We start from the raw sequence: 20,868 nt of genomic DNA, 5'->3' as shown, positions 1-20,868 counted from the left end.
ATTCAGTTGCCGATTCAATATTGAAAGTATGGCTTTTAAAAAAACAGTTTGAAAATATGAATAGAAGAAAATTCTTTTCCACCAGTGCAGTTTCTGTTTCAGGGATTGCGCTAAGTGCACATTTGACAGGATTTGCCGGTAAAGAAAAACCTGTCGAAGAGAATGACCTGATGAAAGAGGTTATGAAGTACAGGAAGATTGATTCCCATGCCCATGTATACTTTACCGAAGACAGCCCCGAGACACAGATTGGGTATGCAGATAGGCTAGGGATCGATAAAATGGTGATTTCAAGACCGATGAGACCGGGGAGTAAAGGGCTGCCTGAAGAATTTATTGCTTGCAATGATTTGATCCTTAAATCCATGAAGAAGTACCCTGACAGGTTTATTGGTCAGCCAACGATCAACCCTGCATTTCCAAAGCAGGCAATGGAAGAAATCGACAGGTGTATGGATCATGGGATGACGGGATTAAAATTGTACAATCATGTGAAAATAAGTGATCCATTGTTCTATCCTGTGATTGAGAAATACATAGACATGAAGATGATCATCTTGATGCATATGGGCATTGGGAAATCACGGGTTATTTTTGATGCCAGGGAGCCGGAAAATGTATCTACTCCTGATGATTTTGTAATTGCGGCCAAAAGGTATCCGGAAGCAATGTTCCAATTGGCACACCTTGCAGGTGGTGGAGATTGGTTGGATGCCTGTAAGGCTGTGGCGCCTTATCCCAATGTGTTTGTGGATGTATCAGGAAGTAACAATGAGGGAGACATTATTCCTTATGCCATGGAATATGTAGGAGAGGATCGGATTTTCTTTGGCTGTGACAATAGCTTTTTTCAAGGTGTGGGGCATATGATGGCTGCTGAGCTTACAGAGAGCCAACGGAAAAAGCTCTTTTTTGATAATTATAACAATGTACTTAAAAAGTCAGGAAACCATGTGGATAGATAGTAATGCATATATAGGCCACTGGCCCTTTCGTCAGGTAAGAAACAGCAGTTGTAAGGCCCTTATAGAGAGGATGGATGCCAATGGTATTGTTGCTTCTGTTTTAACCAATATCAATGGAATATTTTATAAGGACACCCAGGCTGCGAACAGGGAGACTTATGAGGAAATCAGTTCCAATAGGAAATGGGCCAAGCGATTGATACCTTTTGCAGTGATCAACCCAATTTATTCGGGCTGGGAAAGAGATTTGGAGGAAAGCAGTGGAAAGTTAGGCATGAAAGGGGTAAGAATTTTTCCAAAATACCACCGCTATAGCCCGGATCATCCCTCTTGTATAGCAATGGTGAAAAGGTGCAGGGACATGGGGTTACCAGTTGGCCTAACATTGAGAATGGTGGATAGTCGTCCAAGCTCCTGGTTGGACATTAGCAATGAGTGGAGGCTAAGTGATGTGATGCCCATTGTAAAGGCCGTACCTGATGCCAAGTTTATGGTGCTGAATTTGTCCGGTAGTACACATTTGGAAAAAGAGGATTTGGATTTGTTTAAGAAAGCGGATGTGTTTATGGATACTTCCGGAAGAAATGTCCTTGACTTGGCAGGATTGATGGAGACTTTTGGTAAGGAAAAGTTCGGTTTTGGTACGCATTCTCCTGTTCTGGACTACAAAACCGGAGCATTGAGGATTGCCTCTTTGCGCGAGGATGAAGTAGATGCAAAGACCAGAGAGGACTTGCAGTCAGGAAATATTAAAAGATTTTTAAGGATATAAGGTAGGGGTGATTTTGTCAGCATTGTTGCAGAAAAAAAAAGGCAACAATGCCGCCAAAATCAAGATCATTTAGATTTTCTTGACCACGGGCTTTACCCGTGGCTATAATCCTTTCAGCCCTTCAGGCTTCTTTGAGTCACTTTAATATTCAAGATTTTTTTCCAGGATTAATGTAGGTACTGCTGATTCCCGTAATGTCAATTGAGTAACCGGACCCTGAGCGGAGCGAAGGAGTAGTTCTAACGAATACGCTATCCTAAGGCTTCGACTCCGCTCAGCCACCGGTAAAGAAAATTCGTTTTAAAACCTCATTTCGCAACGCCCCCTTAATCAAAGAAGGATAAGCCTGTCACGACCTTATTCGGGAGGGGATTTACTAAAGACACGGAATCCTTTGAGGAATAGGATTCGTAAGTGTGATTTTGTCAGCATTGTTGCAGAAAAAAAGCAACAATACCGCCAAAATCAAGATCATTTAGATTTTCTTGACCACGGGCTTTACCCGTGGCTATAATCTTATCAGCCCTTCAGGCTTCTTTGAGTCACTTTAATATTCAAGATTTTTTTCCAGGATTAATGTAGGTACTGCTGATTCCCGTAATGTCAATTGAGTAACCGGACCCTGAGCGGAGCGAAGGAGTAGGTTTAACGAATACGCTACCCTAAGGCTTCGACTCCGCTCAGCCACCGGTAGATTGGAAGGCATTCAAAATTCAGGAACTGAAATCCTTTTAAAAAATAACATCAACCAATTACCTTTCAAAGTATACTAGGGCCAAAAAATTCCAAACTATTGCATGAAATCTTAAGGTTTTGGCATGATTATTAAATGATAGTAAGAGTAAAAAAACTTCTTATATCATGAAAAAACAAAACAAAGAATATTTGAAATCATTGGTAATTACCGGAGGAACCATCCTTGGCGCTTTTTTAGTGCGGAAAGGGCTAGAAGAACTGTATGAAAAAAAGACAGGTGAAGAAGCTCCAAAAAATCCTTATCCGGAAAACAATTCCCTAAAAGAAGCTTTACTATGGACCGTAGCCACAGGTGTTGTAGCAAGTGTAACAAAAGTTCTGCTTCGCTATACTTTTACAGCCGGTTCCGAAAAAGCGATAGAAAATTAGATTTGAGGATATAACCTTCTGCCGGGAATCGGTTAAAACTTTCTTGTTTTAGCAGGCCGGGCAAATAATTCCAATTCCCTTGGCTAGTTAAATTTGTGATCAAAGTATATTTTTTACCTTTGTTGAAACCCATTATTTTATGAGATACGAACCTGCCAAAGCATCCCTCTATATCAAAAATAGGGCAAAAGTTGCCAATAAATTGCCGTCCAATTCTTTAGCGGTTTTAAATTCCAACGATATCATGCCCACCAATGCAGATGGGACCATGAAATTTAGGCAAAACAATGACCTCTTATACCTTTGCGGAATCGATCAGGAAGAGACTATCTTGGTGATTTGTCCTGACTTTCCTGATCCGGCATTGAGGGAGGTACTTTTTATCAAACCTACCAGCGAGCATATTGCCATCTGGGAGGGACATAAATTCACCATGGAAGAAGCTGCTGCCCTTTCCGGTGTAAGCACCATTAAATGGACCACCGACTTTGACAGTATCTTCAATATTTTAATGAACCTTAGTAAGCATGTATTTCTAAATACCAATGAACACCTAAGGGCTGTAGTGGAGGTGGAAACCAGGACTGCGCGATTTATAAAAGAATGTAAGGCAAGGTATCCCCTGCACCAATACCATCGTTTGGCGCCCATGATGCACAAGTTCAGGGCGGTAAAAGAAACGGAAGAAATCGATCAGATTCAAAAGGCCTGTGACATCACAGAGGCAGGATTTCGTAGGGTACTGGAATTTGTTAAACCGGGAGTGCTTGAATACGAGATTGAGGCAGAATACCTGCATCAGTTTATCAAAAGTGGTAGCAGGGGTTTTGCTTATGAGCCTATCATCGGCTCAGGTAGGAACGCCTGTGTGCTGCATTACCTGGACAACAGTGTAACCTGCAAGGATGGAGATTTGATTCTTATGGATGTAGGGGCTGAATATGGCAATTACAATGCTGACATGACCAGAACTATTCCGGTCAATGGCCGCTTTACCAAACGACAAAGGCAGATATATGAAGCCGTATTGAGGGTGCAGCGACAAGCCATGACCATGCTAAGGCCGGGAATTGATATACAATCCTATCACAAAGAGATAGGCCTGATAATGGGAGGGGAACTCTTGAGTCTGGGTTTGATTGACCAAACAGATATAAAAAACCAGGATCCCAAAAACCCGGCCTATAAAAAATACTTTATGCATGGTACTTCTCATCATTTGGGACTCGACGTGCATGATGTAGGGACAATGTATGAACCGATTCAAGCGGGCATGGTCTTTACCGTGGAGCCGGGCATCTATGTGTTGGAAGAAGAAATAGGCATTAGGCTGGAAAACAATATTGTGATCAATGAGAAGGGCTTTACCGACCTGATGGGTAATATTCCAATTGAGCCTGATGAAATAGAAAGCCTAATGAATGAAAAATAATTTTTAATTCAACCTTACCGCTACATTTTTCATAGATGGACAATTCATTTAAAGCCGGCCTGAAAGAGACCGTTCTGGCCCTGATGGCTGAGAAAAAAGAAGACCTCAATGCCCAGTTACTTGCCCTGCAGGAAGCCTCCAATGCCGACACCAAAAGCAGTATGGGAGACAAATACGAGACGGGAAGGGAGAGCATCAACCAAAGCAGGGATTTATTAGAAAAGCAAAAGGTTCTCTTGGATCGGGATGAGAAAATAATAGCTCAGACTTCTGTGGATCCTACGGCTACCGTCAGCACCGGGGCCTTGGTTAAGGTTCAACTTGGCTGGCTATGGGTGGCGGTTTCCGTTGGTAAGGTAATGCATGAGGGGCAGGAAGTTCAGGTGGTTTCGGCTGATTCTCCCTTGGTAGCCGCACTGAAAGGAAAAAGGGTAGGAGATAAAGTAGCCTTTAGAGGTAGGTCCACGGAGATTCTGGAAGTGGTTTAACGTATTGTATCGTTTAAATAAACCCTTGAAGGCTTTGAAGCCTTCATTTTCAACTCCACTTTCAATTGATTACAATTCTTTTCAGGAACTAATTGAAGAACTGTTAGAGAAGAACGACTATAAGACTGCAATGTTAATGAAACAAAACTACGGACTCTTGATGTCTTTTGAACCTAAGGAAACTGTTCAATGCCATCATTTCAATATTGATATTTGGCAAGAAAATTTCAGGAGCGAAATGTTTTCAATTTATCCAGAGCGGAAAATATAACTAACCCTTTAAATTGATGGAACTCTTCATTACCCATCTCCAACTGTTGGAATCTCGCAAAGGCGCAAAGGTTTTAAAAACCCCTCTTAGCGACTCTGCGTCCCTGCGAGGAAATTTTTACCGGTATTATAACCCTTGACCTAAGGTAGAACAAGGCTAAGAAAAACTGAAAATTACAATAGGTGCTTATCTATTTGAATAAACCATACTAGTGTCTATATTGTCCGTTTAAAACATTAGATGCCTTATCCTTGGCAATTAATTGAATGAAAATTTGGACGATTCAATCTTTAGAATTTTACAATAATCTGATTTCTGAGGGGGAAATATATTCCTCAGAAGAATTTGCCGAACCCTATTTTAATAATGCTTATAAATGGATGATCAATCAAATGGAAAATAGAATCGGAAATAGACCGAATTCAAATATTTATCCAATATGGGCTTGGTATCAGTTTAAAAATGTAAAATCTAAAAGACCTGATTTAAGAACCAGGGGATTGTTACCGAAAGGAACTAAAGGTGTCCGGATAGAATTTGATAAACCTGACAACCAAATCTTACTTTCTGATTTTGACTTGTGGCATTTTCCTTTGAATTATTTGTATATAGCAGATAGTGAAAAACATGCCGCTGAATTTGACCATCTTCTCACAAACGCAAAAGTTAAATTTAGGGATAAAGAAATGTATCCATCCAAATTAAAAAAGATTTTGGAATGTAGTTGGAACAAAATTTTCGATATGAGCTATGATTGCGAATACGTGGCTGAAAAGTTTAGTGATAAAAAAATTCAAGCAACATTTTGGAATTTAAAAAGGAGTGAAATAACCAAAATTGATTTTTTCAATGCAAAATAACACCATTGTCAACAAATAAGCCTCATTGATGCGATTTAGTGGAAAGGCTTGAACAGTTGTACTCAGTTGGTAGACGAAATATTGGCTGACTGGTTGATACGGCCAATTGGATGGGTTGTTTTTTTAAAATGCAATTCGGGCAGGACGATCAATATTTCTTCCTCAGTTTCTTCTTCTTCCCAATATACGATAAAGTTTACATGTACTGAGGCAAGTTGGTATCCCCGCTTTTCCAGGTCCTCCAGTTGCCCTTTGAATTTTTTCGAAAACTTTAAGATGACTTGGTTTTCTTGGTCGAAGCATGCCCCCTCCTTTGCCTTTAGTTCATCACCACTGATTAAAAGGGAAGTTCTGTATTGAGTATATTTGAAAAAACTCAACCAGACATCTTTATAGCTGAGTTGCATCACCATAATGTCCGGTTCAGGCCAATGGGCGGAATCTGTCACTTTGATCAGATCGTCAACGATAATATTGTCTAGAAAATCTCCTTTTAAATGAATGGACAGCTGCTGTTTGGCCCTTGTCATGGCGACATACAATAGCCTGATGTCCTCATTTTGCAACCGACTTAGGTTTTGCAGGAGTAAAAAGACATTGTCAAACTCCTTACCTTTGGCTTTGTGAATGGTCGAAACCAAGATGGTGTCTCCATTGTCGGATATGAAATCTTCTAGCTTTGACTCCCTGAGGAAGAGTTCCAAATCAGTTTTGTACTTTCTTTTAGGGTGGGAAGCTTCAAATTCCTTAATCAGGTTAATGCATACTTCAATTTTCGAACTTTTTTTGTACTTCCGCCACAACGCCTTTTTGGCTTGGGTCCATAGTTCTTCATGAATCACATATACCTCTTCCGTTAACTCCAAGTGATTGACGAAATAACGAAGCTCCACAAGGTTGTATAAATTAAAGGCATCATTGGACTGAATTAACTTGGCAGGGAACTTGTGCTTGAGCAATAAACCGGTAATTTGCAATGCTTCATCATTTGATCTGGTTAGTACGCAGGTGCTTCCTTTGAGCTCTGTACTCATGATGTCATTTACCAAGGGAGAAATCAGGTGCTGTCCCCGGTGCTTTACCAGTTTTATATTTCCATTTTTTTGAGAAACGGCTTTTATTGGATTGGTTTTTAACCTGTTTTGAAGTCTTCCAATAAACTGATTGGTGAAGTCAACCAGGTTTTCTTGGCTCCTGTAGTTTTCTATCAACTCATATTTAACGGCCTGTTTTTTATGGATAAATTGTTCCAGGTATTTAGCATTGGCACCTCGAAATTCGAAAATATTCTGGTCATCATCTCCCACAGCAATCACTCTCATTTCTTCATTTTGCTCCATCAAGGCCTTGATCAAAGCAAATTCATCGGCATCCATATCCTGAGCTTCATCTATCACCAAAACTGTCTTGGTAATTCGGTTGGCTTCCACTTCTCCACCGGTAATTTTCTCTACAGTTTTTTTGATGATATCGGTCGATTTGTCCAGGTCTCCAATTTTGCCCAGCAAGTCAAAGCAATAGGAGTGAAAGGTTTTTATCTCGATAAAATTGGCCGCATTGCCGATTAGCTTGAGTAGTCTTTGTTTGAATTCTGAAGTCGCTGCCCTGGAAAATGTAACCATAAGCAATTGTTCATGTTTTACATCCTCCATCAGCAGTAAAGAAGCCAACTTATGAACCAAAACCCTGGTTTTCCCACTGCCGGGGCCGGCCGCAACCACGATATTATTGGACTGATTGTCTTTGATTATTTTCAATTGACGGGGAGAAAGTTCGCCAAATAGTTGGCGGAATTTGCCGGGGGTGATGTTTCTTTTGATTTCATTTTGTCGGCTTCCCTTGAAATACTTGTTTAAAAAAACGCTGTAATTCAATTGGAAATAATCTTCGGCAAATTGTAAGGCTTCCTGGTAGTCACTCAGCATTCTTTTGGCATATTCTCCTACAATATGAATCTGCTGTACCTTGTTTTCATAAAATTGATTCAACTTTTGGTAATCATCGACCTTGTACCGTATTTTATTGTCCTGTTCAATTCTCTCAATGGTCAATTGGTTGTAGACCACCATAAACCCACCTTCAATTTTTAGAGCTTCAATTCTCGATAAGTAGAAAAGGGTTTCCTCAATGTCATCAGCTGTGATAGGAAGCTTAAAAAGTAGGGATGAATTTTCGTAGGCCTCCTTTAGTTCCTGCACCGAAAACTCGATCAGGATCTGAGCTTTGTTTTGATCTTCTTCAGGGGCTTTTGATAGGGCTCTTGAATGTAAAAAATTGATGATGAAGACGGCCAGTTCATGTCGTTTTTTTAGTTTTTCAGCTAGTTTTTTCTTTGGCTGAATGCAAATTATTGCCATGTGAGACCGGGAAAAACTCAAGGCCTTCCTTTTGATCCAATTTTTAATTGCCCAGAAATTAATTAGCGTTTTGATTTTATAAGGGCTAACATCTTTACAGCCATTTTCTTCAGCTGCCTCATTCAATGCTTTTATTTGAAAGGGCCTCTCTTCTTCCCGGAAGGTAGAGAGAAGGAAATTTTCAATACGGGCAAAATCTTCTACTATTGCGAGTGAGCGGTTTTTGTTTTCCCCATTTTTTATGAAGGCTGTTAAATCTTTGGAGTCTGCCAAGATGTTTTCTTCCCGGAGTAGGCGGATAATCTGAATGACCTCCCCTTTAACAATCCCCAAATGATCAGAAATATAATCTATGCGTGATTCGGCTTCTTCCTCATTTGAGTGGTTTTTGCTTTTGCTGGAAAAAAGTTTTTTTATTATCCGAATACCGTGTTGTTTCTGTTTGTCCTGAAATTTTTCAGAAGCATTGATTTTATCGATGGCCTCTTGTGCGTTTTTGGCGAGGATACTGTTGGCGTATATTTTTGGAATATTTTGCCCCCTTTTGATATAACCGGCCTCCTCCAATGCCGTAATGGCTGTTTTTACGCGAGTCTCTATTTCTTTTATATTGTCATACCAACCCGCTTTTCTGGCAATCTCCAGGGCGGAATTGGATACTGTTGACCTAAAACGGGTGATGTTTTTAATGGCTCTCCAGACCTGTTGAATTTCTTTTATACTTAATTTGGTCTGGTTGAGTAAGATAAAATGTTTGCTGAGATCCTCTTCATTGAATAGTACAAAGCAGTCTGCTGAGATATTTTCATCCCTTCCTGCCCGGCCGGCCTCCTGTACATAATTTTCAAGTGAGTCTGAAATTTCATAATGGACCACCATCCCAACGTCTTTTTTATCGACTCCCATGCCAAATGCAGAGGTGGCAACCATCACCTGGACTGTTCCATCGATAAAAGCATCTTGATTTTCGGACTTTTCCTGTTTGTCCATCTTTCCATGGTAAGACCTGGCACTAAAACCATCATTGGTTAAGCGCTCTGCTAATACAAAGGCCTTATGGGTTCTGGAAACATAAATAATCGTAGGGCAATCCTTTTCTTCAATTAAACTCCTTACCGTATTGTATTTTTGTTCCTCGTCTTCCCTAGGGAAAACCTTATAATGTAAGTTTGTTCTTGAGGTTTTGGAGCTGAATACCTTCAGCTCTAAGGATAGCTTGTCTTGGAAGTAATAGCAGATGTCCTCAATTACTTTTTGTTTGGCGGTGGCAGTGAAACAAGAAACGGGGATGGGTTCGGCCCTGTTTTTTTTCTTTTGTAGCTCATGAATAAAATCCCCTATATATAGATAGTCAACCCTGAAGTCCTGTCCCCAAGAAGAAAAGCAATGTGCTTCGTCGATTACAAATCGGATGATATTTCTTCCCAGTAAAAGATATTCAATGGATTTAGATCGCAAGGATTCCGGAGAAATATAAAGAATTGAAGCTGCTCCATTTTCCACCCTTTCAAATGATTTGGCCCTTTCGATAGGGTCTAAAAGCCCATTGATGGTAACGGCATCTGTGATGCCATTTCTCTCCAGGTTGTCCACCTGATCTTTCATCAAAGACTGTAAGGGAGAAATTACCACTGTCAAGCCTTTTGCATTTTCTCCTGCCATCAAAGCAGGAACCTGAAAGGTGATGGACTTGCCTCCTCCGGTAGGGAAAACAGCAAGGATGGATTTATTGTCTATTGCGGCTTTTACGGCTTTCTCTTGCAAGGGCTCTTCTCCATAGGTTCTATATGCCTCAAAGCCGAAAAACTTTTTCAATCCCTTATGGATATCCAATGCCTGATCGCAATACTGGCATCCGCTCAAACAAGGGTTGTTTTTCAATAGGTACAAAATACTTTCAATGTCCGGGTAATTTTTTATTACCCAAGGAGGGGTTATTGATAGGCGACTTTTTGTGTTGATTAAAGCCAAGCTATAAGCGAGTGCGATAGGGGAGGCTTCAATGAGTTTAATCAAATTTGCCTCCCGGCAAATATCGTTGTGGAATTCTTCTCTGATTAAGCTTTCTACGTCCCATGTTATTTCTTTGATATCCAAAAAAGTAAAAAAGGCCTTAAACTCCGGTTTATTCCAAAGCAACTTATAATAAATTTTTTGTAGGGGTTTGCTTAGTTGTTGAAAAGCAGCGACTTCATCATAAAATAGGTCCTTGGCTTTTTTGGAGTCATTTAAGGGGTTGTTTTTATCTTCTGTTTGAAGCTTATCGTCTTTTACAAGCGCGTGGTAGGGTCTTTTGGGAAAAAGTAAAGGGGAGAGGTATAAGGTGTCAATAATTTTTGAAGGGTCAAAACTTAGGTCATTGAGCACCCGGCGAATGTATTTTAAATCATGCTTGATAATATTATGTCCACAGATATACTGAGATCCCTTAATAAATCCCATAAAATCGCTAAAGGAAGGGGAATGAAAAACCTCGCCATTGCTTTTAACACTTCCTATGTCAAGCACTTTTTGGGTTTTTACAGCTATTTCAGTATCTATGAAAGCTATTGATTTCATGATTGATTCATCGTAGAAATAAATTTAGGCTATGTTTAGGTCTATTAATGTTTTAGCTAAGATAAGAATATTTACCGGGTTTGGTAAGGATCAGTATTCGGCTATTATTTTCTTGTTAAGTATTGATTTTGTAATGAATTGTTCTGTGAAATGGTTTTGGAGGAATGGGTTGTTTGAAAGGGAGTAGAAAAAAAAGGCCGTAACACAAATGAATCACGGCCCTTATATCATTAAGTTTTAGCTATAGCTTCTCAATAACGGAATTGATTAAATCTGTTGTGGTACTGTAATCTTCATCATTTTCTTTGGCGATTTCTATGGCCTCTTTGGCAACTTTTAGAGATTTTGTGTAATCTCCGGTTTTAAAAAGTAAAGCCGCGTAAGTATCTGTATTGGAATAGTTTTTATCCAGTTCAATGGAGCGTATTATCCATTCTTTTGCCTCTTCCAATTTGCTCTCATCCTCTTCATTTTTGTAATAGGCCCAGGCCAAAGAATTTAAATCCTTTGCGCTGTCCCATACAAAATTAATGTCATCAATGCGGCCTGTTTGTATCATTCGGTAAGGGTAAACGGAATAACTTACCAGTGCATCCGTAATATTTCCATTAACTAAATAAAGTATCAGTGGGGCAGAGCTTACATTGAAGACGTTATCAAAACCTTTTTCATCCTCCCCTATATTAGCATGGAAGTTAAGGGCTTTTCTCCAACTATCGTGGTAGCCTTCATTTAACACTTCCTCTCGATTTTCTTCATTGTCTACATTGATGGTGATAAGGTTCATCATGGACATGTCACAATCCAGGTATCGATTGATTAAGTTGATACAAGGAAAACACCATTTCCCACTCCAGGTAATGACAAGGGTTGGCAACTCTTTGTCCAAATCATAGATTTCATAGATTTCGCCAAATTTGATGGTTTCATCGTTTTCTAGATCTGTAATATTAACATCTATTTGCCCATATAAGGGCTTTGAAACAATTATTAAAGATAAAAACAGAAGTGTAAATGTAAATTTTTTCATAGGTGTTGAATTGTTTATAGGTGATAAAAATTGTTATTATAAGAAAAATTTATCTTAACAATATATAGGCCTATCCAATGGAAAGCCAAATTAAATTGGATCAAAAATATTTACCTGAATCTTAAAAAAGTAAGTTCATGGATGAAGTACAAAAGATTGGCCTTTTCCAATAAATAGGACGCCCATCTAAGAGGGTACAAATTACTATTTTCTATTTATTAGGAAAGTAATTTTATTCAATTAATTCCTCCCCAAGAGAAAATTTTGCACTTAACACCTACTCAATACAATTTTTAACCTAATGTTTTCATGTAGAGCGCCTTTCTTTTAGCAAATTTCCGGGCCCCTAAGCCAAGAAAAACATAAAGCACCATAATGGCCAGCATCTGCTCCCAATTGTTTGTCATTTCATAATACAAAATCATTAAACCACCTATACCAAGTCCAACAATAGAGAGCAGGGTAATAAAGGTGGAGGACTTGGTTTGCTTTCTTATTTTATAATTGGCAATACCCATTAAAAAAGAAACCAATAAGAAAGTTACACTTCCAAACTCCAGAATCAATTGCAAACCACCAATGGTGATTAAGAGACTGGAAATGATGGCCATGGCAATTATGGCATTTTTTGGAATATTATTTTCCCTATGGGACAGGATATGAGGAAAAAAACCATCCTTAGCAATCACAGCCATTTGGCGTGATGAGCCAAAAAGCGTTCCACTAATCGCACTGCTTGTGGCTAGTATGGCCCCTAGTATTACAAGGTTAGCACCTATTTTACCTAAGATAGTTTCAGCTCCGGCCGCAAGGGCAAACTCCTTATTCTTGATAATTTCTTCAGAAGGAATGGCAAATAAAGCCCCCATAGAGATGACTAGGTAGATCAACACCGCCAAGATGATGGCGCTGTAAATTGCTCTAGGGATATTTTTATCCGGTTGATTCATTTCATTTACTGCATTGATAACCAATTGAAAGCCTTCATAGGCGACAAAGGTGAGGGAGGCAACAATAATGATGGAAAATACATTTGCATTTTCAGCGTCTAAAGCCATGATTTCCAAAAATGTTTCCACGTCTGTTGTGCCATGATAAATCAAAACAAAAGAGATTATCGATAAGACGATGAGCTTGGTATACACCATAAAGTCTTCAATTTTCCCCATACCGTTTACACTCCAAACATTGATCAAGGTAAAAAGGCCAATGACTGCAATTGCGACTCCTTTTCGCATGATGATGTTTTCCGCAAAGTCGGTGCTACTTAGGGCGTAAGAAGAAAAAGTATAGGCATACAAAGCCAGGGTACTGATGTATCCAAAGATGATAAACCAACCTATGGCAGATGCAGAAAAATTAGAACCGGGATAAGTCCGTTTAAAAAAGGAATAGGTGGCTCCTTCATCTTTATAATAAGTGCCGAGTTTTACATAGGAATAAGCAGCCAAGCCGGCGATTACACCCCCAACTGCTATTGCAATGGGAGTTAAATTCCCAATCAATGCTACTGAAATACCAAGAATGGTAAAAATACCGCCTCCCACCATGCCGCCCAAGGCTATGGCAATTAATTCAACAAGGCCGAGGTTTTTATTTCTATTTCTATGTTGTGTCATTTTTTAAAAGGAGGCTTTAGGCTATTGGAAAAAAAATAGCTTTTTGATAAAAAGCCTAAATTTAGTAATTCCTAATAGAAGTGAAAAACCCTTTGAATTGATTGGCTGATTATGGAATTGTCACCGTAAAAAAAACAGAAACTGTGAACTATCCTGACTATAATCTCCTTAGCCACGTTGATTTTTGGCTAGGTTATAACTTTTTATATGCTTGCCTTCCTTAAATTCTTTCAGTATCCAAGAATCATCGTTTTCCCCTTGCTCGAGCACCCAATTTCTTTTGGGGTCTGCCAGAAGTTTTTTGATTTTCCTCGGAAATGCATTGGCCGACCGGGCCTTTTCCCAAGTGTTTATAGTTCTAAAAATTTTATACTTTTGCGGACAATTTTCAACCTCTTTTTGATTCAGTTCCAAACTATAGGTAGTGCCAAGTCCTACAGAAATCGCTTGAATATGGGAATATTGTTCAACCGTTGAATTGGCATTGATTGCGAAGTTTCGGCCCATACCAATAGGGAAGAAATTAGCATAGGTAACATCTCTCAGGTCTTTTCCTTGGCTTGTGGTACTTCCCCATTCCCTGGTTTCCACATCATATAGGTTTTTACCACCTCCTACATTCCAAATGCTTTGGTAATGCCAGGAACCCTCAGATAATGTGGCTCCCGTAAAGCGGATCGGAGGAATGCCATGCTCAGTTGCTCGCTCAAACATTTTTCGAAAAAATCTTTTTGCCGAGTAGTAGCCATGCCCATTGTTAAATAAAAATTCTTGCCCATCAAAATCGTAATAGCCTATTCTGTTGATGAAACAGATGTCGGCATAGTATGCAGCTATTTTATCCTGAAGTTCCATATTGGGAATAAGTCCGTCATAACCATAATTTAAGGTAACCTGCAATTTGTAAATGGTGTCATTTTGATTGTGTTGAACCGGTTTGGTATCCCAATAACCACGTTTCACATTTAAAAGCCTATAGGGTTTGCTTTCTGAAACGCCCAAATAATAGATGAGCTCTTTGCCAATTTTTATCATATTTAAATTCTCTGCATGCCCTTCCCAACTCGCAATCTCATCCAAATACCTAGGGTCATCAACAATAATAAGGGTGTCCTCCGGACTGATGGTGTTTACTAACAATCGTTTCTGCTGATAACAAAGACTATCACTTGGGATTGGACTGGCGTCTTTGGTTCCGGGAGCGAGTGCAGTTGTTATTGTGGTTCTACCAATTGTAATCCCATATTTCGCGGCCATTTCAGCAAATTCCTTGTGCGATTTGTTTCCGGAAGTAAGCTGTATTGGCTTTTTTTCAAAATTTTCCCCGTCAATATACCCTTCGTTGCCTCTATCAGGTCTTACAAAACCTTGGTCCCAAAGACTAATAGTTTTGAAGCCCAATTGGGAAGTATAGGAAATAATGCTGTCATTTAAACCTCCATTGGTCATGGCGTCTGGTACAAAAGCCGAAGGATCCTTTACCCATTTATTACCAATGGTAGGGTAGGGCAAGTCCTCTTCCAATACAATATCTTGTATGACCTCCATCAAAGCAATGCTATCTGGGCTTCCCCACAATGCGATAGAAGAACCTATATAATCAATTCCTGGCAAGGGTTGGACTTCAAGATGGTTGGGTGTATTTACTGCCATATTGGGGATCAAGGAATAATAAACTTCTCTCTTTTTTGTTCGGTCCCTTGAGTGGTAATTAATGGATATTCTACCTTGTTCATCAACTGTAGCCGCATTTCCGTACATTATTCTGAAATAGGGCTCTCTGTGGGCATAAAATGCCACATCGTTGATCCCATCTCCGCCAAGTGTGAAAACCTGACCTTCAGCCAAAGAGTCAGGTAAGGGGTAGCGTGAAGGATCCGGTGAGTGGATAATATACTGAAAAGGTGCAGCATCAGCTATGGTTTTTGAAGTACCTCCAAGGGTATTGTCATCTAGGGCGAGCATTCCTATGGCATAATTGACTGCCTCACTGGTGTCCCTTGCCACACCGATGATCTCTCCGAAAAGATTGGTGATATTGGTATGATATGGCCCCCACTGAATGCCTTCAATACCTTCGGACTGTGAAAGGGATTCAAGGCTGAGCTTTAAATATTTATTTTTTTCTTCAAGCCTTATTTTAGCAACTGACCCGTTGGGGAAATCCAGTGTAATTGCTTCGTTCGCTTGATTAAATGTTGCCTTTATAGGTTCAAAATACCGCTCTGATTGACTATCATAAAGGCACATTAATGGAGAAGGTTTATCTACCGGACTGAATTCCTGAGTATGAGACAGCTTCGGATGCTGCATGCTGGTGATAAAGCCTTTGTTATCAATCTTGATTTTAAAATAAGAGGTATTAAAAGTCCCTTGCTCCCTGTTTGTACAATTACTAGATAGAAAAATAAGGAATAAAACTCCGATTAAGTGATAATTATTTTTGATAGGGAAGGTTTGACTAATCATAATGAAATGCTTGATAAATGAAGTAAGGTTGCTTTGAAAAATCGAATTCTTCCAGCTTTGTTTTTGGGGTAGAAGCCAATTTACTTATGGGTAATTTAGGCTTTAAAAAGGTGAATTTAAAGCAAATTAATGGTTGATCAAATGGGCGAAGTTTCTTTTAGTACTTCTTGGATTAATTTCATCTGGAATATGCCATTGTTTTTTTATTGGCTAATAAATCTGTTCTATCTGCCAATTCCTCTCATATAATATTGTTAGCGTTTGACCCCCGATTGCTATTAATTAAATATTGTATTCCTATAAAATTGAGTTGCATAAGATAGGAGAAGAAAGAAAATCACTTAGATAATTAATTAGGTTTTAGCCGAGTGGAGTTTCTGATTAAATCCTAGAGAAAGCCTATTCTTTGACTAAATTAAAATTACCCGTACTATAATATTTTTAATAACTTATTGAGTTAATTATCAATGATATATAAGTTTGTGTTTTTGCAATTTTCAATAAAATTGTGCAAATTAAATTGTGTAACTTAGTTTAGATTCTCAGTTTCCTAGTATAATAAGTTAAGGAAAATCATAGCGTGATTGTGAATAATTAAGGCTGAGATCTAGAGGGAGAGCATGTGTTATATAAACCTGTAAGGATTATTTCTTCCTCATGTGCTATTGTAATTGTCGTCATATTAGTTGACGGGTATTTGTAGATGGAAAAACAACTTACAACCAAAATATTGACCCTTCGACCTGCTAATTTACAAGACAAAAAAAGCATCTACATGTGGTTGGCTCATTCTAACCTGACTGATGAAATGTTGGGGGCGCCAAATTTCCCTGAGGTTCCAATTCCAACTTGGGAGGAATTTAATGAAGATTATAAGGCCCATTATTTTGATGGTTCACATCCATTAAAAGGGCAATGTTTTATCATTACATACAATGGGAATAAGATCGGACAAATAAATCATAATGAAATTGACCCTATTACCCAATCAACAGAAATTGACATTTGGTTGGCAGATCGAGTACTTACAGGTAAGGGATATGGGACTGGGGCAATAAAATTACTTAGTGAATATCTAGTTCAGTATTTTGAATGCAAGACCATCTACATTGCTCCCTCTAAACGTAATTTAAAAGCAATCAGGGCTTATATCAAAGCTGGTTTTAAGGAAACTAAAGAACATCTTGAAAACTTTGTGCCCGATTATGAGGACGCAATAGTAATGGTGAAAAGGCTATTGTAAGAAGGATTTGAAGTGATAACAGCCAAATGATAGCAAAACAGGTTGAATGCTTCAATAAATATGGGCGCATGGTATCGGGGACATAGGTGAGACTGGTTATCAATAGTTTAATTAACATTAATCCCTCAACGATCTTCATGCTTTTCTTTGTTATTGTTTTAGGTACGTATTTAATAAATCAGACTCCGCTATGAAAACCGTTCTTTCTTTATTATTCGCAATTTTCTTAATCCCTACCCTACTAAATGCACAAACATTTACAGGTAGTTTTGATTTAGTTGTAAGGCATCATTACCCTAATGGAAATGAACGCAACGATACGATTTCTTATTTTTTAGGGAAAGAAAAATCAGCAATGATCATTTATGGAAAGAGAAGAGACCCTGACATGCGCATGGTGTTTAATAAGCAAGATTCTACGATTACTAATCTTTTTGAAATGAATGGAAAGAAAGGAGGATATATTTTGCCTATGAATGAAAAACATTGGCCGGGAATGCAATATGCGTTACGCCCTTTTAATTCAGGTCCACGAAAGAAACTGAATTACACCGGAAAGGAAACCACCTTAGAAGGATATCACTGTCGGGAGGTTAAGGCAGAGATTGAAGAATATGCTGCAACAATGATGCTTGCCGAGGACATTAAATTATCCATGTCTAGTGTTTTTAGTTACCAAAGTGTAGGTGCAGGGAAGTCACAGGATGAATCGAATTTATTCGACAAATTTGGTGTCCAGGAATTGCCGTTACTATTAAATTTAAAAAGCAAAGAGGGGAAAGCTGATGTAGTTATTCGAGTAGTAAACATTAAAAAGACTATTCCTGATACGGTTCTTAGTACCGCGGGGCATACATTAAATAGTGTGGAATAATTCCTTACGCTAAAAGCTGAGTCAAATAATAAATCAAAAAAACAGGCTAAAAACTCCCAGAGTATTTTATTAAGGAATCGTATTAGGGAAAGCTTTCGGGTTTTCCTTTTTTCAAGATTTCTTGTTCATTATGGGCTAATTGTATTTCCCATTCGAAGCAAGGGCTTTTCTGATATGGGCCAAATGATGCTTGCAATGCCATGCATAATTCCCAATAGTTTCGGCTAGATTGAATTTTTCACCATGTTCGGGATGTGTATATTCCATCCTCAATTGCTCATCATTAAGGCTTCTGAGGAGGATTACCCATTTTTTATGCAATCCCTGCAATAGGCTCAATGAATTTTCGATATTGTCATCCAAGGAATCAGCCAATGTTGCCCACCTGTCTTCAAAATAGGGTTTAATCGTTGGGGATCTTTCTGTCAGCACCAACTTAAATCGAATAAGGCTGTTCATATGGCTGTCACTGCAATGGTGTATCAGCTGTTTTACTGTCCATCCTTCCGGTCTATACCTCCAGTTGAGTTGTTCAAGGGGAATATTCCGGCATAAGTCTTCGATGCTGGTAGGGAAATCTTCGATCTGCTTGATCCATTGAGTGATTAATTCACTATTTGGGTTTTTATCAGGATTGTATTTTCCTATTGGGAATTTGAGTTTTTGGATATTCATAAAGGCATAAGCAGTTTTGGAATAAAATGGAGAAGCTTAAGTTTTTGAAGCATGCAAATTGTGAATATATTGGTATCGGTTATAAATCCCAAGAAAAGATTTTGTCTGAGTCTTTTTCCCTTACCATATTTTGCCTAAAAATAGGAGAAAAAGCTTTTTATCTTTATTTTTGGTTCAATGGCAAAAGAAGTAGAAAAACAACCCAATAATCCTTTACATGGCATCCGATTGGTAGACGTTTTGGATTATTTGATCAATGAATACGGTTTTAAGGAATTGGGAAGGCGGATTAACATCCGTTGTTTTACCAACAACCCCACACTCAAATCTTCACTAACATTTTTAAGGAAAACGCCTTGGGCAAGGGAAAAAGTAGAGGAACTTTATATTAAGACGAAGCAGCGCAATAGTAATAAAGAAGACTATTGAGTTTGATGGATCAAATTGGAAGGGGTTTTTTTTAAATATTGCCGCTTATTGAAAAATTGAGCTTTTGAGTGGTCAATAAATGCTAAAAATCAGTATTCTTATAGGGATAATAAAATTAAACAGCTAGATTAATAAATTTTAAACCTAAAATAGTTCAATTCACAAAATATGACCATGAAATCATCAAAAAATGAAAATCAGGAAAATTCCAGACGTTCTTTTTTAAAGAATGCTGCGATAGCTTCCTCAATCGTATTCGTGCCCAGACATGTCTTGGGTGGTGTAGGTTTTACTGCTCCAAGTGACCAGTTAAATATCGCAGCCATTGGAGCCGGTGGAAAAGGTGCCAGCGACATCAAAAATGCCTCAGTAAACGGCAGGGAGCGAGTAATCGCATTGTGTGATGTTGATTTTAACGGATCTGCAAAGCGTTCCGTAGAAAATTTCCCTAAAGCCAAGCTGTATTCGGATTACAGGGAAATGCTGGACAAAGAGAAAGATCTTGATGCCGTTACCATTTCTACTCCTGACCACGTTCATGGTCCTGCAGCTTCTTATGCCATGAATAGAGGTGTCCATGTGTATGTACAAAAACCGATGACGCATAACATTCAAGAAGCCCGTATGCTTACAGAAATGGCAAGGGACAAGAAGATTGTTACACAAATGGGTAATCAAGGCGGATCCAATCCATTGTTAAACATGGTTCAAGATTGGATAAATAGTGATAAAATTGGTAAAGTGTCTAAAGTTCAGGTATGGACCAATAGACCCGTATGGCCTCAGGGTATTCCTTTCCCGAAGGCGGAACCATCTAAAAAACCTGACAATTTAAATTGGGACCTATGGTTAGGCCCTGCAGAATATATTCCTTACACACCTAATCTTCATCCATTCAACTGGAGAGGCTGGTGGGATTATGGTACAGGTGCCCTAGGAGATGTTGGTTGTCACTTGATCGATATACCGTTCAGAACTCTAGGTTTGAAGTACCCAACGGATGCAGAAGCCAGTGTGGCGTCAATTTATACAGACATGTGGACAGCGGATTATTTTCCAAAAAGTTGCCCACCTGCTTCATTCATCACGCTTCATTTTGATGAAACTACTAAAAGTAGGTCGCCAATAGAAATGACTTGGAGTGATGGAGGAATTAAACCTTCTCATCCGGACATTATTCCTGCAGACAGTGATATTGGTGGTAATGACAGTGCCAATGGGGTATTGATTATTGGCGAAAAAGGAATCATTTCTACCAATATCAATGATAGTTCTCCACTAATGCCTAAGTTATACTTAAATGACGGAACCACAGAGTTTGGTCCGGAGGTAGAGAAAAATGATGAGCCTGAATATGGCCATCAGCGCAAATGGATCGATGCTTGTAAAGCCGGATTCAATAGCCCTGAACATAAAGCATTGACTTCTTCCTTTGACTATGCGGGCCCGATGACCGAAACGGTCTTGATGGGTAACCTTGCAACAAGGAGTTATATGCTTCGCAGAGAAAATGCTGAAGGAAAAGCAGAATTCTTCGGTAGGAAAAAACTATTGTGGGACGGTGAAAATATGAGAATTACCAACCTTGAAGAAGCCAACCAATTTGTAGGTAGAAATCACAGGGAAGGATTTAAAATCTAATTTTATCCTTTAAAAGAATCCAAACAAAAACTCCGCCCTCCTATTTTAAAAGGCGGAGT

The 20,868-nt window shown here is 38.9% G+C and carries 15 protein-coding genes; 10 read left to right on the top strand and 5 right to left on the bottom strand.

Going from position 1 to position 20,868, the window contains the following annotated elements; genetic code table 11:
* The first annotated feature begins 56 nt into the window (after nt 1-56).
* The 6 genes from ACYVHJ_RS03320 (at nt 57) to ACYVHJ_RS03295 (ending at nt 5,913) form a co-directional block, all read left to right on the top strand.
* Complete coding sequence (locus ACYVHJ_RS03320; RefSeq protein WP_460512535.1) at nt 57-965, top strand: amidohydrolase family protein; 909 nt, start codon at nt 57-59, stop codon at nt 963-965.
* Nucleotides 952-1,737 (top strand): amidohydrolase family protein, encoded by a 786-nt coding sequence (locus tag ACYVHJ_RS03315; RefSeq protein WP_460512533.1) that lies wholly within the window; start codon nt 952-954, stop codon nt 1,735-1,737. The genes ACYVHJ_RS03320 and ACYVHJ_RS03315 overlap by 14 nt, the downstream gene beginning before the upstream one ends.
* 861 nt (nt 1,738-2,598) lie before the next feature.
* Nucleotides 2,599-2,862 carry a DUF4235 domain-containing protein gene (locus ACYVHJ_RS03310; protein ID WP_460512531.1) on the top strand — a complete coding sequence of 88 codons (264 nt, stop codon included), beginning with the start codon at nt 2,599-2,601 and terminating at the stop codon, nt 2,860-2,862.
* 139 nt (nt 2,863-3,001) lie between these two features.
* Entirely contained in the window at nt 3,002-4,294 is a 1,293-nt protein-coding gene (locus ACYVHJ_RS03305; RefSeq protein ID WP_460512529.1) for an aminopeptidase P family protein, read from the top strand.
* 35 nt (nt 4,295-4,329) lie between these two features.
* A complete protein-coding gene (locus tag ACYVHJ_RS03300; protein ID WP_339903013.1) occupies nt 4,330-4,782 on the top strand; it encodes a hypothetical protein in 453 nt (150 codons plus the stop codon).
* A 537-nt stretch (nt 4,783-5,319) separates the two neighbouring features.
* On the top strand, nt 5,320-5,913 hold the full coding sequence (locus tag ACYVHJ_RS03295; RefSeq protein WP_460512526.1) for a DUF3841 domain-containing protein: 594 nt from the start codon (nt 5,320-5,322) through the stop codon (nt 5,911-5,913).
* A gap of 62 nt (nt 5,914-5,975) precedes the next feature.
* Here the strand turns inward: ACYVHJ_RS03295 and ACYVHJ_RS03290 are convergent, their stop codons facing one another.
* From ACYVHJ_RS03290 to ACYVHJ_RS03275, 4 genes are all read right to left on the bottom strand, one after another.
* Nucleotides 5,976-10,829, bottom strand: a complete 4,854-nt coding sequence (locus tag ACYVHJ_RS03290; protein ID WP_460512524.1) for a RecQ family ATP-dependent DNA helicase — start codon at nt 10,827-10,829, stop codon at nt 5,976-5,978.
* 241 nt (nt 10,830-11,070) lie between these two features.
* Nucleotides 11,071-11,859: a hypothetical protein gene (locus ACYVHJ_RS03285; protein WP_460512522.1), complete on the bottom strand. Its 789-nt coding sequence runs from the start codon at nt 11,857-11,859 to the stop codon at nt 11,071-11,073.
* A gap of 293 nt (nt 11,860-12,152) precedes the next feature.
* The gene (locus ACYVHJ_RS03280) at nt 12,153-13,478 is read right to left on the bottom strand and encodes an APC family permease (RefSeq protein WP_460512520.1); all 1,326 of its coding nucleotides are present in this window, start codon (nt 13,476-13,478) and stop codon (nt 12,153-12,155) included.
* Nucleotides 13,479-13,646: 168 nt separating this feature from the next.
* Nucleotides 13,647-15,791: a hypothetical protein gene (locus tag ACYVHJ_RS03275; RefSeq protein ID WP_460512518.1), complete on the bottom strand. Its 2,145-nt coding sequence runs from the start codon at nt 15,789-15,791 to the stop codon at nt 13,647-13,649.
* A gap of 859 nt (nt 15,792-16,650) precedes the next feature.
* Between ACYVHJ_RS03275 and ACYVHJ_RS03270 the strand changes: the two genes are divergently transcribed.
* Nucleotides 16,651-17,190 carry a GNAT family N-acetyltransferase gene (locus tag ACYVHJ_RS03270; RefSeq protein ID WP_339901602.1) on the top strand — a complete coding sequence of 180 codons (540 nt, stop codon included), beginning with the start codon at nt 16,651-16,653 and terminating at the stop codon, nt 17,188-17,190.
* Between the two features lie 190 nt (nt 17,191-17,380).
* Nucleotides 17,381-18,064 carry an alpha/beta hydrolase family protein gene (locus tag ACYVHJ_RS03265; protein WP_339901604.1) on the top strand — a complete coding sequence of 228 codons (684 nt, stop codon included), beginning with the start codon at nt 17,381-17,383 and terminating at the stop codon, nt 18,062-18,064.
* A gap of 135 nt (nt 18,065-18,199) precedes the next feature.
* On the opposite strand, the gene ACYVHJ_RS03260 is transcribed toward ACYVHJ_RS03265, so the two are convergent.
* Complete coding sequence (locus ACYVHJ_RS03260; protein WP_460512515.1) at nt 18,200-18,739, bottom strand: metal-dependent hydrolase; 540 nt, start codon at nt 18,737-18,739, stop codon at nt 18,200-18,202.
* 177 nt (nt 18,740-18,916) lie between these two features.
* Here ACYVHJ_RS03260 and ACYVHJ_RS03255 point away from each other — a divergent pair, with 177 nt between their 5' ends.
* Nucleotides 18,917-19,168 (top strand): VF530 family protein, encoded by a 252-nt coding sequence (locus tag ACYVHJ_RS03255; RefSeq protein ID WP_339901608.1) that lies wholly within the window; start codon nt 18,917-18,919, stop codon nt 19,166-19,168.
* A 174-nt stretch (nt 19,169-19,342) separates the two neighbouring features.
* Nucleotides 19,343-20,809, top strand: coding sequence for a Gfo/Idh/MocA family protein (locus tag ACYVHJ_RS03250; protein ID WP_460512513.1), 1,467 nt, complete (start codon nt 19,343-19,345; stop codon nt 20,807-20,809).
* Nucleotides 20,810-20,868 lie beyond the last annotated feature (59 nt).

The sequence above is a fragment of the Cyclobacterium sediminis genome, from assembly GCF_054781075.1.
The sequence above is the reverse complement of the archived record's forward strand: the minus strand, read 5'-3'. Positions and strand labels throughout refer to the sequence as shown.

Excerpts from the sequence above, each read along its gene's own strand:
- ACYVHJ_RS03275 (WP_460512518.1), bottom strand. The coding sequence starts at position 15,791 with ATGCAGCATCCGAAGCTGTCTCATACTCAGGAATTCAGTCCGGTAGAT.
- ACYVHJ_RS03265 (WP_339901604.1), top strand. The coding sequence starts at position 17,381 with ATGAAAACCGTTCTTTCTTTATTATTCGCAATTTTCTTAATCCCTACC.
- ACYVHJ_RS03280 (WP_460512520.1), bottom strand. The coding sequence starts at position 13,478 with ATGACACAACATAGAAATAGAAATAAAAACCTCGGCCTTGTTGAATTA.
- ACYVHJ_RS03260 (WP_460512515.1), bottom strand. The coding sequence starts at position 18,739 with ATGAATATCCAAAAACTCAAATTCCCAATAGGAAAATACAATCCTGAT.
- ACYVHJ_RS03315 (WP_460512533.1), top strand. The coding sequence starts at position 952 with ATGTGGATAGATAGTAATGCATATATAGGCCACTGGCCCTTTCGTCAG.
- ACYVHJ_RS03300 (WP_339903013.1), top strand. The coding sequence starts at position 4,330 with ATGGACAATTCATTTAAAGCCGGCCTGAAAGAGACCGTTCTGGCCCTG.
- ACYVHJ_RS03290 (WP_460512524.1), bottom strand. The coding sequence starts at position 10,829 with ATGAAATCAATAGCTTTCATAGATACTGAAATAGCTGTAAAAACCCAA.
- ACYVHJ_RS03295 (WP_460512526.1), top strand. The coding sequence starts at position 5,320 with ATGAAAATTTGGACGATTCAATCTTTAGAATTTTACAATAATCTGATT.
- ACYVHJ_RS03250 (WP_460512513.1), top strand. The coding sequence starts at position 19,343 with ATGAAATCATCAAAAAATGAAAATCAGGAAAATTCCAGACGTTCTTTT.
- ACYVHJ_RS03255 (WP_339901608.1), top strand. The coding sequence starts at position 18,917 with ATGGCAAAAGAAGTAGAAAAACAACCCAATAATCCTTTACATGGCATC.
- ACYVHJ_RS03320 (WP_460512535.1), top strand. The coding sequence starts at position 57 with ATGAATAGAAGAAAATTCTTTTCCACCAGTGCAGTTTCTGTTTCAGGG.
- ACYVHJ_RS03305 (WP_460512529.1), top strand. The coding sequence starts at position 3,002 with ATGAGATACGAACCTGCCAAAGCATCCCTCTATATCAAAAATAGGGCA.
- ACYVHJ_RS03285 (WP_460512522.1), bottom strand. The coding sequence starts at position 11,859 with ATGAAAAAATTTACATTTACACTTCTGTTTTTATCTTTAATAATTGTT.
- ACYVHJ_RS03310 (WP_460512531.1), top strand. The coding sequence starts at position 2,599 with ATGAAAAAACAAAACAAAGAATATTTGAAATCATTGGTAATTACCGGA.
- ACYVHJ_RS03270 (WP_339901602.1), top strand. The coding sequence starts at position 16,651 with ATGGAAAAACAACTTACAACCAAAATATTGACCCTTCGACCTGCTAAT.